Source organism: Micromonospora sp. NPDC049175 (genome assembly GCF_043197345.1).
GTDB lineage: Bacteria > Actinomycetota > Actinomycetes > Mycobacteriales > Micromonosporaceae > Micromonospora.
Genome location: NZ_JBICSY010000002.1, coordinates 539,177 through 555,854 on the forward strand (window position 1 = coordinate 539,177; position 16,678 = coordinate 555,854).

A 16,678-nucleotide genomic window follows, 5' to 3' on the forward strand; every position below is an offset into this window, starting at 1 on the left:
GCCCGCCATGCCTTCGGGAGCGGAAGCGGGGCCGGGGGTCATCGCGAGTGTCACAGCACCCGGCTTGGGCCGTGTGGCACCCGGTGCGGGAGACTGGCGACATGGCGGCTCGTGGCTTCCCGTACACCGATCTCAAGGACTTCCTCGCGGCGCTTGAGCGCGCGGGGGAGTTGCGCCGGGTCGACGTCCCGGTCGACCCCACCCTGGAGATCAGCGAGGTGGTCACCCGCACGGTGCGGGCCGGCGGCCCGGCGCTGCTCTTCGAGCGCCCGACCCGGGGCGAGATGCCGTTGGCGATCAACCTGTTCGGCACCGAGAAGCGGATGGCGATGGCGTTCGGCGTCGAGTCACTTGACGAGATCGGCGCCCGGATTGGCGCGCTGATCAAGCCGGAGCTGCCGGTCGGCTGGTCCGGCATCCGGGAGGGCCTCGGCAAGGTCATGCAGCTCAAGTCGGTGCCGCCGCGCAAGGTGAAGACCGCGCCCTGCCAGGAGGTCGTCTACCGGGGCGAGGACGTCGACCTCAACCGGCTGCCGGGGCTACAGGTCTGGCCCGACGACGGTGGGATCTTCCACAACTACGGGCTGACCCACACCAAGCACCCGGAGACCGGCAAGCGCAACCTGGGCCTGTACCGACTCCAGCAGCACGGCCGCAACACCCTGGGCATGCACTGGCAGATCCACAAGGACTCGACGGCCCACCACGCGGTCGCCGAGCGGCTCGGGCAGCGCCTGCCGGTCGCGGTCGCGATCGGTTGCGACCCGGTCGTCTCGTACGCGGCAAGCGCCCCGCTGCCCGGCGACATCGACGAGTACCTGTTCGCCGGGTTCCTGCGCGGCGAACGGGTGGAGATGGTCGACTGCCTCACCGTGCCGTTGCAGGTGCCGGCGCACGCACAGATCGTGCTGGAGGGCTACCTGGAGCCCGGTGAGCGGCTGCCCGAGGGCCCGTTCGGCGACCACACCGGCTTCTACACCCCGGTCGAGCCGTTCCCGGTGCTGCACATCGAGGCGATGACCATGCAGCGCAAGCCGGTCTACCACTCGATCGTCACGTCCAAGCCGCCGCAGGAGGACCACGGCCTCGGCAAGGCCACCGAGCGGATCTTCCAGCCGCTGCTCAAGCTCATGATCCCGGACATCGTCGACTACGACCTGCCGGCGGCCGGTGTCTTCCACAACTGCGCGATCGTCTCGATCCGTAAGCGCTACCCGAAGCACGCGCAGAAGGTGATGAACGCGATCTGGGGCGCCCACCTGATGTCGCTGACCAAGCTGATCGTGATCGTCGACGAGGACTGCGACGTGCACGACTACAACGAGGTCGCCTTCCGGGCCTTCGGCAACGTCGACTACGCACGCGACCTGCTGCTCACCGAGGGTCCGGTGGACCACCTCGACCACTCGTCGTACCAGCAGTTCTGGGGCGGCAAGGCGGGTGTCGACGCGACGCGCAAGCTGCCCACCGAGGGCTACACCCGCGGCTGGCCGGAGGGGATGAGCATGGCCCCGGAGGTCACCGCACTGGTCGACAAGCGCTGGAAGGAATACGGCATCTGATGGCCCCCGCCGACAACACCCGCGATCTTGCACTTTCGGTCCCCGATTCGCCCCCTTCCTCCCCTTCTGCCCCGACAGAAAGTGCAAGATCGCGGGAGCCGGGGCGGGTGCGGGCCTTCCTGGACCTCGTCAAGATCGAGCACTCCGTGTTCGCCCTGCCGTTCGCCTTCCTGTCCGCACTGACCGCCATGCAGGTGAACGGCGGGCACGTGCGCTGGTGGGACCTGCTGCTGATCACGGTGGCCATGGTCGGGGCACGGACGTTCGCGATGGCCGCCAACCGGATCCTCGACCGGCGGATCGACGCGCGGAACCCGCGTACCGCCGGTCGGGAACTGGTGACCGGCGCGGTGAGCGTGCGGACGGCCTGGACCGGCGCGGCCGTCGCGTTGGTGGTCTTCCTCGTCACCGCCGCCCTGCTCAACCCGCTCTGTCTGGTGCTGGCGCCGCTCGCCGTGGTGCCGCTCGTCGTCTACCCCTACGCCAAGCGGTTCACCAACTGGCCGCACGCCATCCTCGGGATCGCCCAGGCGGTCGGCCCGGTCGGCGCGTGGCTGGCGGTCACCGGCACCCTGGACGGCTCGGGGCCGGCCTGGCTGCTCGGCGCGGCGGTGGGGTTGTGGATCGGCGGCTTCGACCTGATCTACGCCTGCCAGGATTCCGAGATCGACCGGGAGATCGGCGTGCACAGCGTGCCCGCGCGCTACGGTCGTCGCTTCGCGTTGCACGCCTCCACGGTCGCGCACGTGGTGACCTTCGCACTGTTCATCTGGTTCGGTGGGCTGATCGGCCTCGGCTGGCTCTGGTGGATCGGGCTCGCCCTGACTGCTGTGGCGTTCGGCTACCAGCACCTGGTGGTGACCCCCACCGACCTCAGCAAGGTCAACCGCGCGTTCTTCACGGCCAACGGGTTCGTCGGCATCGCGCTGTTCGTCTTCGCCCTGCTCGACCTGGTGATCCGGCTCGGCCTACGCCCCTGAGGCGGCCCGGCCGGACGATCTCGGGGGTGCGCACCAGCGCACCAGCCGGACCAGGCAGGCTGGGGGCATGCGGGAACCATGGGTGGTCGGGGTCTCCGGGGCCTCCGGCACGCCGTACGCGGCGGCAGTCATCGGCGGCCTGCTCGACGCGGGTGAGTCGGTGGACCTGATCGTGTCCCGAGCGGCCCGACTCACCGTGCTCGACGAGACCGGCCGACCGTTCCGCGACGGGCACTGGGCCGAGGACCTCGCGGGTTGGCTCGGCCGGGACCTGACCGGAGCGGACGTGCGGTACTGGCCGGCCGGCGACCTGGCCGCCGGGCCGAGCAGCGGCTCCTACCGGGTACGCGGCATGGCCGTGGTCCCGGCCAGCACGGCGGCCTGCGCGGGCATCGCGATCGGGCTGTCCAAGGACCTGTTGCAACGTGCCGCCGAGGTCAACCTCAAGGAACGGCGGCCCGTGGTGGTGGTCCCCCGGGAGACGCCGGTGACCCGCAGCCACCTAGAGCACCTGATCGCGCTGCACGACGCCGGCGCGGTGGTGCTGCCGGCCAGCCCCGGCTTCTACGGGGCCGGCGCCGAGGCCAGCGCCCAGCAGTTGGTCGACTTCGTGGCCGGCAAGGTGCTGGACGTGCTCGGCGTCCCGCACACCCTGTTCCGCAGGTGGTCCGGCCAGCTCGGTGCGGCCCGGGGCTGAGCTGTCGGCTCAGCGCGTGTCGTCGTGCCGTCCGACCGGATTCGGCCGAAGCGGTACGCGGACCGGACTGGTGTCCGGTCCGCGTGGCGTAGTCCGCACCAGTTCAGTACATGCCGGCGTTGGCCGGACCCGGCCCCGTGGATGCGGCCGGTCCCACATTGCGTGGCTTACCGACCTCGTCCACTTCGTCCAGCATGCCCTCCCCCTCAAGCAGGGCTCGCACCTCGGATTCCCGAAACCGGCGATGCCCGCCTGGAGTCCGGATGCTTCCTATCCGGCCGGCCGCCGCCCATCTCGTCACAGTCTTCGGGTCCACCCGAAACAGCGCGGCGACCTCACCCGGTGTCAGCAGGCGATCTCCAGTGTCCACAGCCCCCTCCTCGCGTCGACGAAGCCCCTGGCTGAACACACTGCCCCCGGCTGGTGCGAGCCCAGAGCCGTCATGAGGGACGTATGGCAATTACAGCACCAGGGACCTGGCCTGTCCGCCAAACGCGAAAAATGCACTGAGTGGGAAGTTAGTAAATGGTACTGGTGCAACCCCTGCCTTGACTGACGGTTCGTGAACAGTTACTCACTGTTCGGTCCAACGGATGCTGAAGGCGTCGCGTTACGCGTAACCGGCTAAGGTCACTCTCCGTGGACGCCATCGACCTGAGCCTCGTCGACCTGCTGCGCGGCAACGCCCGCCTGTCGTACGCCGAGCTGGCCCGGCAGGTGGGCCTCTCCGCCCCGGCCGTGCACGAGCGGGTCGGCAAGCTGGAGAGCAGCGGCGTGGTCCGCGGTTACCGCGCCGACGTGGAACCGGAGGCGATCGGGCTGGGAGTCACCGCGCTGATCGGCATCGTCGAAGACTCCGGCGCGGACAGCGACGACATGCTCGAGTCCCTGCGGGTGCTGCCCGAGATCGAGTCCTGCTACTTCATGGCCGGGGTGGAGTCGTTCCTGCTGAAGGCGCGGGTCGGCACGATCGCCGAGTTGGAGCAGTTGATCGTGCGGTTGAACCGGACCCCCGGGGTCGCCTCCACCCGCACCGCCATCGCGCTCTCCACCAAGTGGGAGAACCGCCCCCAGCCGGTCGGCCCGCCCCCGGCCTGACCCTCGCGTACCCCTGGTGTCGCCGGATCGGCCGGCGGTAGCGTGCGCCGATGACCCCGCAGGGACGCCGAGTGGCGGTGGTGACGGGTGCTGCCGGCGGTCTGGGCCGCGCCATCGCCGCCGCGCTACACGCCGACGGCTGGTCGGTGCTGCTCACCGACCTCGACGCCCGGGCGGTCGACGTCGCCGCGGCACCGCTCGGCGGGTGGTCGGCCGTCCTGGACGTCCGGGACGAGGACGCCTGCGCCGGCATCGCCGCGACCGCGGCCGACCAGGGCGACCTCGCCCTCTGGGTGAACAACGCCGGCATCCTGAGCACCGGGCCGTCGTGGGAGCACGACGGCGCGACCCGCCGCCGGATGCTCGAGGTCAACGCCCACGGCGCCATGAACGGCACCCTCGCCGCGCTGGCGATCATGTGCGGGCAGGGCCACGGCCACGTGCTCAACGTCGTCTCCCTGGCCGGGCTGGTCGCCGCGCCGGGCGAGACGGTGTACGCGGCCAGCAAGCACGCGCTGCTGGCGTTCAGCCTCGGCACCCTGGCCGACCTGCGGATGGCCGGCTACCGCCGGGTGCACGTCTCCTGCCTCTGCCCGGACGGCATCTGGACCCCGATGCTGCACGACCGGCTGGACGACCCGGGGGCGGTGGCCTCGTTCACCGGGTCGATGCTGACCGCGCAGCGGGTGGCCGCCCGGGCGGTCCGACTGGCCCGCCGGCCACGCCCGGTGGTCAGCCTGCCCCGCTGGCGGGGAGCACAGGTGCGCCTGCTGGACGCGCTGCCCCGACTGGCCGTCGCGCTCACCCCGCTCGTCCGGGCCGCCGGCCGGGCCGGCCAACGCCGGCAACGCCGCCGGACCGGCGCCGACCACAGCTGACCTGCTTGCTACGTTTCCGAGCGTGACTCATCTCGACCGCTGCGACGAGGCCAGCCGGACCTGGGTGACGGAGGCGATCGCCACCGTCGAGGCGGACGCGAACCGCTCGGCCGACACGCACCTGCTGCCGTTCCCCCTGCCCCGGGCCTGGGGGATCGACCTCTACCTCAAGGACGAGTCGTCCCACCCCACCGGCTCACTGAAGCACCGCCTGGCCCGCTCGCTGTTCCTCTACGGGCTCTGCAACGGCTGGATCGGGCCGAGCACCACGATCGTCGAGGCGTCGTCGGGGTCCACGGCGGTCTCCGAGGCGTACTTCGCCCGGATGCTCGGTCTGCCGTTCATCGCGGTGATGCCCTCCTCCACCTCGCCCGAGAAGATCGCGCAGATCGAGTTCCAGGGCGGCCGGTGCCACCTGGTGGAGGACCCCGCGACAGTGGTGGTCGAGGCGCGCTGGCTCGCCGAGGACTCCGGCGGGCACTTCATGGACCAGTTCACCTACGCCGAGCGGGCGACCGACTGGCGGGGCAACAACAACATCGCCGAGTCGATCTACGCACAGTTGGAGCTGGAGCGACACCCGATCCCGAGCTGGGTGGTGGTGGGCGCCGGCACCGGGGGCACCAGCGCGACGATCGGCAGGTACGCCCGATACCGCCGGCTCGCCACCAAGCTCTGCGTGGTCGACCCGGAGAACTCGGCGTTCTACCCGGCCTGGCTGGCCGCCGACTGGTCGGTGCGGACCGGGAAGGGCTCCCGGATCGAGGGGATCGGCCGCCCCGCCGTGGAGGCGTCCTTCCTGCCCTCGGTGGTGGACCGGATGGTCCAGGTGCCGGACGCGGCGTCCCTGGCCGCGATGCGCGCCGGATCGGCGCTCCTCGGGCGCCGCGTGGGCGGCTCCACCGGCACCAACCTGTGGGGTGCGTTCGGCCTGATCGCCGGGATGCTCGCGGAGGGCCGGACCGGCTCGGTGGTCACCCTGATCTGCGACCCAGGCGACCGGTACGCCGACACCTACTATTCCGACGACTGGGTGGCCGCCCAGGGCCTCGACCTGACGCCGCACCTGGCCTCGATCGACCGCTTCCTGGCCAGCGGCACCTGGCCCGTCTGAGCCTGTCCGCGCCGGTCAGCGTGGGTCGATCCGTTCGGCCAGCCCCGGGTAGCGCACCACGTAGCCGCTGTCGTCCAGATCGATCTCCGCGGTGAAGGTGCCGCTGCCGAAACGCACCCGACCCGGCCCGAGCCCGGTGTAGATCTGCTCGGCCGACACCACCTCCAGACCCGGCAGCAGCACCCACGCGACGGTGATCCGGTGGGCCACGTCCGCCGGCTCGGCGGTCAACCCGAGCCGGTGGACCGGCAGGGTGTTGAACAGCGGCGAGCCGCTCAGGTCGACGTCGAGCGCGTCGGCCAGCCGGTCCGGATCATCAGTGCCCGGCAGGCCAGCCCGAGGATGACCGGCCGCGACCAGCGCCGCGTCCAGGTCGCCCTGCTCGGCGGTGGTCACCCGCCACCGGTCCGAGGCCCGCTCCAGCTTCACCCTGCGCAGCCAGCCCAGCCCCTCGGCCTCGACCTCGACCCGGGTGGTGGTCCAGTCCGGCGCGGTGGTCAGCTGGTAACGGGCGGTCCAGGGGATCGGGTCCACGGCGAGCAGGGTGCCCCGGGCCGTCAACCCGTGACCGTCGTCGAGCAGCACCTGCTCGCTGCCGGCGGTGTCCGTCCGGGACCAGAAGATCGACTTCGGCATGGTCGGCATGAGCCGGACGTTACGCGACCCATCCGACATCGGCAGGGCATGCGCGAACGCCGCCGCGGATGGGATCCGCGACGGCGTTCGAAAAACAGTCAGATCAGTGGGTACGCGCCGGCGGTCGCCCGCCGAAACCGCGCCGGTCGTCACGCGGACGGTCGTCGCGGGGCCGGTCGTCGCGGGGACGGTCGTCCCGGCCACGGCTCTCCGGGCGGAAGCCACCCCGAGTGTCGCGGTCGCCGAAGCGACGCTCACCGGTCGGGCGGTCCCCGTACTGACGGTCACCCTGCGGACGCTCGCCGAAGCGGCGCTCGCCGGTCGGACGGCCGTCCCGGTCGCCGAACTGCGGCCGGTCGCTGGAACCCCGGCTGTCCCGATCGGCGTACCGCCGCTCACCCTGCGGGCGGTCGCCGAAGCCCCGCTCGCCGGTGGGCCGGTCGCCGTACCGCCGCTCGCCGGCCGGGCGGTCGCCGTGCTGCCGGTCGCTGTGCTGCCGGTCGCCGTACCGCCGCTCGCCCTGCGGGCGGTCGCTGTACTGGCGGTCACCCTGCGGGCGGTCGCCGAAGCGCCGCTCACCGGTGGGCCGGTCGCTGTACTGGCGGTCACCCTGCGGGCGGTCGCCGTACCGCCGCTCACCGGTGGGCCGGTCGCTGTACTGGCGGTCACCCTGCGGGCGGTCGCCGAAGCGGCGCTCGCCGGTCGGGCGGTCGCCGTAGCGGCGCTCGCCGCCGGTGCGGTCGCCGAACCGGCGCGGGCCGCCGGAGCGGTCGTCGAAGCGACGCGAGCCGCCGGAACGGTCGCCGTAGCCACGGGGCTCCGCCTCGACCCGAACCGGGACGCCGCTGGGCTCGCGGGCACCGACCAGCTCGGCCAGGGCCTGGTCACCGACCCGCACCCGGGTCTCGGCCGGCGCGACACCGGCCTTCTCCATCATCGCCAGGGTGGTGCGGCGCTGCTTGGGCAGCACCAGGGTGGCGACCGCGCCCGACTCGCCCGCCCGGGCCGTGCGCCCCGCGCGGTGCAGGTAGTCCTTGGGGTCCTTCGGCGGGTCGACGTGCAGCACCAGGGTGACGCCGTCGACGTGGATGCCCCGAGCCGCCACATCCGTGGCGACAAGCACGTTCATCCGGCCCTCACGGAACTCGGCCAACGTCTTGGTACGCATCCGCTGGGTCTTGCCACCGTGCAGCCCACCGGCGCGTACGCCGACGGCCGCGAGTTGCTCGACCAGCCGGTCCACCCCGAGCTGGGTGCGGGCGAAGACCATCGTCCGGCCGTCGCGGGCGGCGATCGAGGCCGCCACCGGGAACTTCTCGTGCGGCGGGATCAACAGCATGTGGTGATCCATGGTGGACACCGACGCGGTGGAAGGCGCCGTCGAGTGCGTCACCGGATCGGTCATGAACCGCTTGACCAACGCGTCGACGTCACCGTCGAGAGTGGCCGAGAAGAGCAGCCGCTGACTGTTCGCGGGGGTCTTCGACAGCAGGTCGGTCACCTCGGGCAGGAAGCCCATGTCGGCCATCTGGTCGGCCTCGTCGAGCACCGTGACCTCGACGTCGTCGAGCTGGCAGATGCCCCGCTCGATCAGGTCGCCGAGCCGGCCCGGGGTGGCCACGATGATCTCCACGCCGCGCCGCAGCGCGTCGATCTGACGGTCGTACGGGACACCGCCGACGGCGGTCTTGAGGAAGATGCCGACGGACTTGCCCAGCGGCACCAGCGCGTCGTTGACCTGCATGGCCAACTCACGGGTGGGAACCAGGACCAGGGCGCGCGGGCGCATCGGCCGGGCCCGGTTACGGCTGGCCAGCCGGGCGATCATCGGCAGACCGAAGGCCAGCGTCTTGCCCGAACCGGTCTGCCCGCGGCCCAGCACGTCACGGCCGGCCAGCGCGTCCGGAACGGTGGCCCGCTGGATCTCGAACGGGCTGGTGATGCCCTGCTGGGCCAGCGCGCGGACCAGCGGCTCGGGCAGGCCGAGGGAGGCGAAGGTGATCGGATCGGCGGTCGCGGCCGGGGCGGGCTCGGCCGCCGGGGCGGCGGTCGCGGTGCCGGTCTCGCTCGGGGAGGCGTCGAGCAGCTCCCGGGCGGTGTCGGTCGTCGCAGCGAGGTTGGAAACGGACGTAACAGTGCTGGGGTCAGCAGAGGTGGTCAACAAAAGCCTTTCGAGCGGGGCGCATCTTCGCGATGGCCTGCCGCGGCTGTGCCGCCGGATCGCCCGCAAGATCGCCCAGGGGCGCACACCACGCGCGCCGGGTCAGTGATCTCAGCCAGTGTACGGCGATCCGGCGAAGCCGCCAGCCGGTTGCCGGACGGTAGTGGGCGGACTCACCATCGTTCCGCTCGGTGACTCACCCATTGAGCACGCCGCCCACGAGACCGTCAAGCGCGTCACCAGCGAGGAGTACGACCATGACGCTGATCGCCACCAGCAGCCCGAGAGCCGCGGCCAGGACGATCATCACGCGGGTGTTCCGGGATCGTTCGGTCGGCGTGTCCGCCCAGCCCTGGGCCAGGATGTGCCCGGTCAGCGAGCCGGAATTCTCCACCGCGTTGGCGGGTATCGCGATCGTGGCGAAGCCCGGCCCCTCGCCGCTGCCGTAGACGGTGCCGGCCAGGTCAGAGCCGCCGTCGTGCCGACCCCCGCCGCCGACCGCGCTCTGGACGGCGGGGCCACCCGAAGGCTTCCCGGTCGACGCGGCCACCCGTGAGTTTCCGCTGTCAGCGCCGGCCGACCGGGAGGCGCTGGCGGCCCCGCGTGGGTTTCCGCTGTCGGCGCCGGCCGCTCGGGAGGCGCTGGCGGCCCCGCGTGGGCTTCCGCCGTCAGTCCCCGCCGCTCGGGAAGCGCTGGCGGCGGACGGCGGCCAACTCGGCAGGGCGGGCGCGGGCACCACCGGCGGCGCGGAGGCGGGTGCGTCGGCCCATCCGTCGCCGGATGCCGGGCGTGTCGTCCCGGCGGTGGACGGCCATCCGGCCGGCGGTGCGGAACCCGCCGCGCTGGCCCGTACGCCGGGCGTGTCGATCATGGCCGGCGGCGGCGGGAACGGTGGGGCGGGCATCGGACCGGGCGGGCCGGGTGGCGCGGGCACCGGCGGACCGGGTGGCGGCATGGGCGGGCTCGGGATGGGCGGTGCCGGCGGGCCCGGGATGGGCGGCATCGGCGAGGGTGGCGGGACGGGTGGACCCGGAACCGGCGGAACCGGGCCGGGTGACGGCGTGGGGCGAGGCCCGGGCGTCGGCATCGGGCCGGGCGGGTACGGCCCCGGGGTGGGCGCCGGCTCCGGTTCGGCTGGCGACGGCTGGGTCGGTCCGGGACCGGGCGGCGTGGGTGTCGGCTCCGGTGCCGGCGGCGGGCCGGGCTCGGGTGCCTGCCCCGGGTCGGCCGGCTCGGGGCGCACCGGTCCGGCGCGATAGACGGCCGGCGTGCTGCCCCGGGCGTCCGGAGTGCCCAGGTCACCGGGCGTGGCCCGACTGCTGCCGGGGACCGTGGCGCTGGCCCGCGCCGGTGCCGCGGAGTCCTTCCGCTGCGCCGGCAACGAGACATCGCTGGGGCTGGGCGAGCCGGCGGGGCTGGGCGAACCGGCGGGGCTGGGCGAGCCGACGGTGCCGGGCGAGCCGACGGTGCCGGGCGAGCCGACGGTGCCGGGCGAGCCGGCTGAGCCGGTGGTGCGGTAGGTGGTCGGGGTGACCGGGGCGCTGACCGGCAGGTCACTGCGGAGAGCCCCGGCGGTCGCGACGCTGGCTCGGGCTCGTACCGGTGCGGCGGGCTGGTCCGGGTGATCGTCGGCGGCCGCTGGCTGGCCCGCGCCGGTGACTACCGGCTGCCCGGCGTCCGGGCCGGGACCGTCCGCGCCGACGCTGCCGGCGGGAGCAGCGTCGACGGAGGCGTCGTCACCGGCGGCGGCGGAAACGGGGCCGGCGTTCGAGACCGCCGGGTTTGCGGCGGCAAGCGGGTCGGCGTTCGGGGCCGCTGGGTCGGCGGCACTGCTGGCCGGGCTGGCGTTCGAGGCCCCCGGGTCCGCGTCGGCGCTGGCCGGGCCCGTGTCGGAGGCCTCCGGGTCGGCGTCGGCGCTGGCCGGGCCGGTGGCCGGGACCGCCGCGGAGGCGTCGGTGGACACCGGGTCGACGGTGCCCGACCCGGACGGGTCGGCTTGGTCGACCACGGGGTCGACAGTCTCCGCCGGATCACTCTGCTCGGCCATCTCCGCCCTCCGCGCCATGCTCGCACCCGTACCCGAGACGTCGGGTCGGATGTGCCTGGTTGTCACCGTGCCACAGATCTTCCCGAGCGGACAGCCGGAGCCGGTCGTGGCGGATCAACCAGTGGCGCTGGGGCTGCCCGCCGAACTGCCGCTGCCCGTCACGCTCGTGCTGGCCTTCGGTGTGGTCGTCGGGGCGGTGCTGCCCGGTGCGCTGGTGGGCGCCGAGGGCAGCGTCGTCGGCGTGTTGTCCGGGGTGGGTGGCGGGGTTGTCGGCGAGGCGCTCTCGGTAGGTGTGGGCGTCGGTGTGGGCGTCGCGGTGTCGGTGGGCGTCGGGGTGGCCGGCCCGGTCGGCGTCGGGGACGGCGTCGGCTTCGTGGTCTGCGTGGGCTTCGGCGTGAGCGTCGGCTTCGGGGTGGGCTTGACGGGGGGCGGCGCGACCGGCGGGGTCGGAATGGTCACGATCGGCGCCGGCACCGCGCCGATCACCCGGGTCGCGGCGTACAACCGGGACCAACCGACCACCGAGATCTTGACGACGTCGCCGGTGGTGGGCGCCTGCACCATCTTGCCGTTGCCGATGTACATGGCGACGTGGTGGATCGTCGTCCAGCTGCTGCCGGAGGCGAAGAAGAGCAGGTCGCCGGGGAGCAGCGCGCTCTGCGGCACGGTCCGGCTACGGGTGGCGGCGTACTGGTCGCGGGAAACCCGTGGCAGGTCGAAGTAGTCGGCGCCCGGGGACCGGTACGCCGCCCACATCAGACCGGAGCAGTCGAACCGGTCCGGCCCCTCCTCGGACCACTTGTACGGGTCGCCGAGCTGGGCCAGCGCGTAACGGACCGCGGCCATTGCCCGGGGGTGCGCGGCCATCCCGCTGACGTTCTGGTTGGTGACGTAGCCGGCGCCGAACTGCTGCTCGGCGGCTTCCTGCTGACGCTCGATCTCGATCAGCTGGGTGGCGTTGTTCCGGCGCAGCGTGAGCAGGCTCGCCTCGGCCGCGCGGAGCGCCGTCTCGCCCCTCGTGTACTCCGTCTGGGCGGAGGTGAGCAGAGTCTTGGCTTCGGTGTGCTTCTGGTAGGCGGCCTGCTCATCAGCGTGGGCCCGGGCCAACGCCCCGGCCACTCCGGTGGTGCCGCCGTCGACCTTCTCACCGCGGGTGATCTGTTGCAGGCGGCTCAGCCCACGCAGGTCCTGGGCGAACTCGCCGGGCGGCAGCGCGGCGTCCGCCTTGACGGCTTCCGCGGCGGCCGCGTCGGCGTCCTGCTGGGCCCGGAGCAGGGCGTCCTGCGCGGTCGCGAGCACCTTGCCGGCGGCGTCGAGCTGGGCCTGGGCGTCGGTGCGTTTCTGCCGACTCTTCAGGAGATCCTCGCCGAGCGTGCCGACCTGGGTCTCGGCGGTGTAGATCTGCGCGGCGAGCGGGCCGGTGCCGATGGTGCCCACCGGAGACGACGGGACACCGCCGAAGGGCGGAACGCCGGGCGGTTGGAGCGCGCCGACCGCGGGCGGGCGGGCGCCGGTGTCCGGCACCGTCGTGGGCACTGCCGGATCCGCGTACGCGGGAGTGGCCAGCACGGCGGCGGCGATCGCGCCGAGCAGGGCGGCCCAGAGCTTCGGACGCAGAACCGGCGAGATCACCGGGCTCCGTCGTCGCTGCTGTCGCCCGCGCCCGCTGTAGACCATTCCGCTCCCCGTTCGACAACTCGTCGCCGCGCTCGGTGGGCGCGACCGCCGGGACGGTACCAGTGTGTGTGTTCCGCCCCACCTTGTTACTACCGCACCTCGCCACTCATGTCGATGCGTTGCAGGGTTACGGGAGGCTGAGAGTCTGGTGAAGTGGGTCGCTGTCGCCGACCGTGCCGCCGGGGTGTTCGGCTGCTCGACGTACGCTCGATCGGACCGCAGGTGGAAGGGACGTGCCATGGACGCCGGACTCAAGCGTGAGCTCGAAGCGAAGGTGTACGCCGGTGAGCGGCTGACCCGCGAGGACGGGATCGCGCTCTACGAGAGCGACGACCTGACCTGGCTGGGGCGGCTGGCGCACCACAAGCGCACCGAGCTGAACGGCGAGCGGGTGATGTTCAACGTCAACCGGCACCTCAACCTGACGAACGTCTGCTCGGCGTCCTGCGCGTACTGCTCGTTCCAGCGCAAGCCGGGCGAGAAGGACGCGTACACGATGCGCATCGACGAGGCGGTCCGCAAGGCCAAGGAGATGGAGGACGAGCAGCTCACCGAGCTGCACATCGTCAACGGCCTGCACCCCACGCTGCCCTGGCGTTACTACCCGAAGGTGCTGCGCGAGCTGAAGGCGGCGCTGCCGAACGTCAAGCTCAAGTGCTTCACGGCGACCGAGGTGCAGTGGTTCGAGAAGATCAGCGGCCTGAGCGCCGACGAGATCCTCGACGAGCTGATGGATGCCGGCCTGGAGTCGCTGACCGGCGGCGGCGCGGAGATCTTCGACTGGGAGGTCCGCCAGCACATCGTGGACCACGCCTGCCACTGGGAAGACTGGTCGCGCATCCACGCCCTGGCGCACCGCAAGGGCATGAAGACCCCGGCCACCATGCTGTACGGCCACATCGAGGAGCCCCGGCACCGGGTCGACCACGTGCTGCGGCTGCGGGAGTTGCAGGACGAGACGGGCGGCTTCGCGGTCTTCATCCCGCTGCGTTACCAGCACGACTTCGTGGACTCGGCGGACGGCAAGATCCGTAACCGGATCCAGGCGCGCACCACGATGGCCTCGCCGGCCGAGTCGCTGAAGACGTTCGCCGTCTCCCGACTGCTCTTCGACAACGTGCCGCATCTGAAGAACTTCTGGGTGATGCACGGGCTGTCGGTGGCCCAGCTCTCGCTGAACTTCGGCGTGGACGACCTGGACGGCTCGGTGGTCGAATACAAGATCACGCACGACGCCGACTCGTACGGCACCCCGAACACCATGCACCGCGACGACCTGCTGCACCTGATCTGGGACGCCGGTTTCCAGCCGGTCGAGCGGGACACCCGCTACAACGTGGTACGCGAGTACGACAAGGCTCCGTCGCTGGCCGAGCGCCGCGCCGAGCCGCAGCAGGTCTGGGCCTGAGCCGCCACGTACCCTCGCAGTCGATGACCGAGCAGAGTGGTTCCGAGCAGCAGGGCGGGTTCCCCCGGCGGGACGCACAGGGGCGCGTTCGTACCCTTGGCGATCTGCTCGGGGTCTGCCTGGCCGGTCTGGTGATCGGTGCGCTGGCGTTGGTGCTGTTCGACTGGGCGTTCGCCTCGATCGGCGCCGGCGATTTCGGGCACACGAACGGCTGGTTGGCCGTGATCCTGCCGGCCTGGCTGTTCTGGGACGACTTTCGGGCCTGGGAGTTCGGGGCGGCCCGGGTGATGGCGGCGGTGGCCGCCGCCGCCATCGGGGTGTTCGTCGGGCTGCTGGTCGCCGGTCTGGCCGCCGCCGGCCTGCCGACGCTGTTCTCCGGGACGTTGGCGGCGGGGGCGTTCACTGTGGTGTACGCGATGATCTGGTTCCCGGGCGTCCGCTGGCTGTCCCGCCGGACCGGCTGACCGGACCGCCCGCGGGGCGGATCGACAGTCCCGTCGGCACCGGCGGGCGACGAAGAGAACGGAGTGGTGCGGGTGAGCGCCGCGCTCAAGTACACCCTGGGCCGGATCGGGCTGTTCGTCGCCGTGCTGGCGCCCCTCTGGCTGGTCGACATGAACGTGTTCCTGAAGCTGATGTTGGCGCTGGCCTTCTCCGCCGCGCTCTCCTTCTTCCTGCTCCGCGGTTGGCGTGACGAGATGGCCGGAGAGGTCGCCGAAGCCACCGAGCGCCGCCGTGCCGAAAAGGAACGCCTCCGCTCCGCCCTGGCCGGCGAAGACCAAACCCCAACCCCAACCCCCGACCCCCCCACCCAGGCCCCCGACTCCCAGCGTTGATCATGAGGTTATCGCCACGACACGCCGAGTGATCGGGCTATAACCTCATGATCAACGGTGCTTAGCCTGGGTGGGGGCTGGGTGGGTGGGCTGCGGGGTTACCAGTTGGTGGAACTGGGGACCTTGGGCCAGGGCTTTGCGGTGGGCTTGATCAGGTACGCGATGCCGCCGGAGCCACCGGAGACCCCACCGCTGGCGTTTGTGCGCTTGGTCCGCAGCCAGATCTGCTCGAACTGCGCGCGCTTGTAGACGTTGCGCACCACGTCGTTGCTCGACGACGCGGGGTCGTTGACGATCACGTCACCCTCGGCGGTGAAGCCGACCACCACGAAGAGGTGCCCGGAGGTGCCGTAGTTCGCCCCGTCCAGCTCGCTGGCGAGGAAGGACTGGCTGGTCACCACGGGTATGCCGGCGGCGATGAAGCGCTCCAGCTCGTCCAGTGAGTGCAGTCGGGTCACCCGCCCCTCCAGGCCGGGGAAGCTGGCCGCGTACGCGGTGTTGAACGGCCAGTTGCCGGCCCCGTCGTACGCGTAGTCGAAGGTCATCCGGGCCGCGTGGTTGACGGTGGGGTCCGGGTAGGTCGGGTCCACCCAGGAGGTGTCGGCCGCCGACGGCTTGCGACCCCAGTACTCGACCACCATCTCCGTGGAGGTGGGTGAGCACCACGCCTCGCCGCCGCCGTCGTACTCGGGGTAGTGCCCGGCGTGCACGTTCTGCGAGTAGCGCGGCACCGGCAGCTCGACGCCCCAGGCGATGTGCCCGGCGCTCGGCGGCACGGTGAAGCGGTCCGGCACTGTCGAACTCATCGCGCCGAGCATCCGGACCACCGGCGCGGCGGTCTGCCCGGGTGCCCGGTAGAGGGTCAACCGCAGTTGGTACGACCGCAGCAGCACCCCGGCGTCGGCGTCGTCGATGCTGAAGGTGTCGGTCCAGATCGTCGACCAGGGATCGCCCTGCGGCTCGACGCTTGTCCGCCTGATGTCGGTGTCGCCGGACGCCCAGCGACCCATGACGTACCACGGGGTCTGGTCGCCGCTCGTGTAGCTGCCCTGCATCTCCACCTGGATCCAGGTGCCGGCGGGGGTCTCGGCGTTCCACGAGGCGATCAGTTCGGTGGCGTCGAACCCGATCCGGGTCACCGGTGAGGTCCAGGTGCCGTACTCCCAGGTGCGGGTGGTGCCGGTGTGCGGGTCGGCGTACTCGGTGGTGCCGGCTGGGCGGGCCAGGGTGAGGCCCGCGCGGGCGCCGGGCACGACGCGCGTGCCGGCCCGGTTGCCCCGGTGCCAGTCGGCGGGTCCGGACCAGTCCTGGAAGGTGATCTGCTCGTCGTGGCCGGCGGTGGGTGGGCGGCCTGCCATCGCGGGCGCGGTGGTGGCGAGCAGGGTGAGCGCGGTGACGCCGGCGAGGGCGCCCGCGCGCATGCGGGATCTGGCCATGAGTGCTCCGCGGGTGTCGAGAGGGGCATCGTCGCTGGTCAGTTTTCCGCTCGGAGGGAAGTTTCGCCAGATGTTGGCGCATGGAAAATCATTGCCGCCGCGATGATCCGCCTGGGATGGACCAGGCAACGATCAATATTGATATGAC

Annotated in this window: 15 protein-coding genes; 9 read left to right on the forward strand and 6 right to left on the reverse strand. The window is 72.1% G+C overall.

Annotated elements, in window-relative coordinates:
- The first annotated feature begins 101 nt into the window (after window positions 1-101).
- From ACGFH8_RS09435 to ACGFH8_RS09445, 3 genes are all read left to right on the forward strand, one after another.
- Window positions 102-1,562, forward strand: coding sequence for a menaquinone biosynthesis decarboxylase (locus ACGFH8_RS09435; protein ID WP_393365552.1), 1,461 nt, complete (start codon window positions 102-104; stop codon window positions 1,560-1,562).
- Entirely contained in the window at window positions 1,562-2,542 is a 981-nt protein-coding gene (gene mqnP, locus ACGFH8_RS09440; protein WP_393365553.1) for a menaquinone biosynthesis prenyltransferase MqnP, read from the forward strand. The genes ACGFH8_RS09435 and mqnP overlap by 1 nt, the downstream gene beginning before the upstream one ends.
- Window positions 2,543-2,609: 67 nt before the next feature.
- A complete protein-coding gene (locus ACGFH8_RS09445) occupies window positions 2,610-3,239 on the forward strand; it encodes a UbiX family flavin prenyltransferase (RefSeq protein ID WP_393365555.1) in 630 nt (209 codons plus the stop codon).
- A 103-nt stretch (window positions 3,240-3,342) separates the two neighbouring features.
- On the opposite strand, the gene ACGFH8_RS09450 is transcribed toward ACGFH8_RS09445, so the two are convergent.
- The gene (locus ACGFH8_RS09450) at window positions 3,343-3,609 is read right to left on the reverse strand and encodes a BldC family transcriptional regulator (protein ID WP_007454516.1); all 267 of its coding nucleotides are present in this window, start codon (window positions 3,607-3,609) and stop codon (window positions 3,343-3,345) included.
- 269 nt (window positions 3,610-3,878) lie between these two features.
- On the opposite strand from ACGFH8_RS09450, the gene ACGFH8_RS09455 reads away from it, so the two are divergent.
- Genes ACGFH8_RS09455 through ACGFH8_RS09465 form a run of 3 tightly spaced genes read left to right on the forward strand, consistent with a single transcriptional unit; the run spans window position 3,879 to window position 6,329 of the window.
- Window positions 3,879-4,337 (forward strand): Lrp/AsnC family transcriptional regulator, encoded by a 459-nt coding sequence (locus tag ACGFH8_RS09455; protein ID WP_393365557.1) that lies wholly within the window; start codon window positions 3,879-3,881, stop codon window positions 4,335-4,337.
- Window positions 4,338-4,387: 50 nt separating this feature from the next.
- Window positions 4,388-5,215 (forward strand): SDR family NAD(P)-dependent oxidoreductase, encoded by an 828-nt coding sequence (locus tag ACGFH8_RS09460; RefSeq protein ID WP_393365558.1) that lies wholly within the window; start codon window positions 4,388-4,390, stop codon window positions 5,213-5,215.
- Between the two features lie 22 nt (window positions 5,216-5,237).
- Entirely contained in the window at window positions 5,238-6,329 is a 1,092-nt protein-coding gene (locus ACGFH8_RS09465) for a PLP-dependent cysteine synthase family protein (protein WP_393365560.1), read from the forward strand.
- A gap of 15 nt (window positions 6,330-6,344) precedes the next feature.
- Here the strand turns inward: ACGFH8_RS09465 and ACGFH8_RS09470 are convergent, their stop codons facing one another.
- From ACGFH8_RS09470 to ACGFH8_RS09485, 4 genes are all read right to left on the reverse strand, one after another.
- A complete protein-coding gene (locus ACGFH8_RS09470) occupies window positions 6,345-6,965 on the reverse strand; it encodes a putative glycolipid-binding domain-containing protein (protein WP_393367042.1) in 621 nt (206 codons plus the stop codon).
- 103 nt (window positions 6,966-7,068) lie between these two features.
- Window positions 7,069-9,051: a DEAD/DEAH box helicase gene (locus ACGFH8_RS09475; RefSeq protein WP_393367043.1), complete on the reverse strand. Its 1,983-nt coding sequence runs from the start codon at window positions 9,049-9,051 to the stop codon at window positions 7,069-7,071.
- 271 nt (window positions 9,052-9,322) lie between these two features.
- Entirely contained in the window at window positions 9,323-11,191 is a 1,869-nt protein-coding gene (locus ACGFH8_RS09480; RefSeq protein ID WP_393365562.1) for a hypothetical protein, read from the reverse strand.
- A 96-nt stretch (window positions 11,192-11,287) separates the two neighbouring features.
- The gene (locus ACGFH8_RS09485) at window positions 11,288-12,850 is read right to left on the reverse strand and encodes an NlpC/P60 family protein (protein ID WP_393365563.1); all 1,563 of its coding nucleotides are present in this window, start codon (window positions 12,848-12,850) and stop codon (window positions 11,288-11,290) included.
- 238 nt (window positions 12,851-13,088) lie between these two features.
- Between ACGFH8_RS09485 and mqnE the strand changes: the two genes are divergently transcribed.
- The 3 genes from mqnE (at window position 13,089) to ACGFH8_RS09500 (ending at window position 15,094) form a co-directional block, all read left to right on the forward strand.
- Window positions 13,089-14,258: an aminofutalosine synthase MqnE gene (gene mqnE / locus ACGFH8_RS09490; protein WP_393365565.1), complete on the forward strand. Its 1,170-nt coding sequence runs from the start codon at window positions 13,089-13,091 to the stop codon at window positions 14,256-14,258.
- A gap of 23 nt (window positions 14,259-14,281) precedes the next feature.
- The gene (locus ACGFH8_RS09495; protein ID WP_393365567.1) at window positions 14,282-14,722 is read left to right on the forward strand and encodes a hypothetical protein; all 441 of its coding nucleotides are present in this window, start codon (window positions 14,282-14,284) and stop codon (window positions 14,720-14,722) included.
- 72 nt (window positions 14,723-14,794) lie between these two features.
- Window positions 14,795-15,094 (forward strand): DUF4229 domain-containing protein, encoded by a 300-nt coding sequence (locus ACGFH8_RS09500; protein ID WP_393365569.1) that lies wholly within the window; start codon window positions 14,795-14,797, stop codon window positions 15,092-15,094.
- A 98-nt stretch (window positions 15,095-15,192) separates the two neighbouring features.
- Here the strand turns inward: ACGFH8_RS09500 and ACGFH8_RS09505 are convergent, their stop codons facing one another.
- Complete coding sequence (locus tag ACGFH8_RS09505; RefSeq protein ID WP_393365570.1) at window positions 15,193-16,530, reverse strand: C39 family peptidase; 1,338 nt, start codon at window positions 16,528-16,530, stop codon at window positions 15,193-15,195.
- Window positions 16,531-16,678 lie beyond the last annotated feature (148 nt).

Bases quoted from the DNA above. Each gene is read 5' to 3' on its own strand.
- mqnP (WP_393365553.1), top strand. From the start codon at position 1,562: ATGGCCCCCGCCGACAACACCCGCGATCTTGCACTTTCGGTCCCCGAT.
- ACGFH8_RS09485 (WP_393365563.1), bottom strand. From the start codon at position 12,850: ATGGTCTACAGCGGGCGCGGGCGACAGCAGCGACGACGGAGCCCGGTG.
- ACGFH8_RS09480 (WP_393365562.1), bottom strand. From the start codon at position 11,191: ATGGCGCGGAGGGCGGAGATGGCCGAGCAGAGTGATCCGGCGGAGACT.
- ACGFH8_RS09505 (WP_393365570.1), bottom strand. From the start codon at position 16,530: ATGGCCAGATCCCGCATGCGCGCGGGCGCCCTCGCCGGCGTCACCGCG.
- ACGFH8_RS09435 (WP_393365552.1), top strand. From the start codon at position 102: ATGGCGGCTCGTGGCTTCCCGTACACCGATCTCAAGGACTTCCTCGCG.
- ACGFH8_RS09460 (WP_393365558.1), top strand. From the start codon at position 4,388: ATGACCCCGCAGGGACGCCGAGTGGCGGTGGTGACGGGTGCTGCCGGC.
- ACGFH8_RS09495 (WP_393365567.1), top strand. From the start codon at position 14,282: ATGACCGAGCAGAGTGGTTCCGAGCAGCAGGGCGGGTTCCCCCGGCGG.
- ACGFH8_RS09445 (WP_393365555.1), top strand. From the start codon at position 2,610: ATGCGGGAACCATGGGTGGTCGGGGTCTCCGGGGCCTCCGGCACGCCG.
- mqnE (WP_393365565.1), top strand. From the start codon at position 13,089: ATGGACGCCGGACTCAAGCGTGAGCTCGAAGCGAAGGTGTACGCCGGT.
- ACGFH8_RS09470 (WP_393367042.1), bottom strand. From the start codon at position 6,965: ATGCCGAAGTCGATCTTCTGGTCCCGGACGGACACCGCCGGCAGCGAG.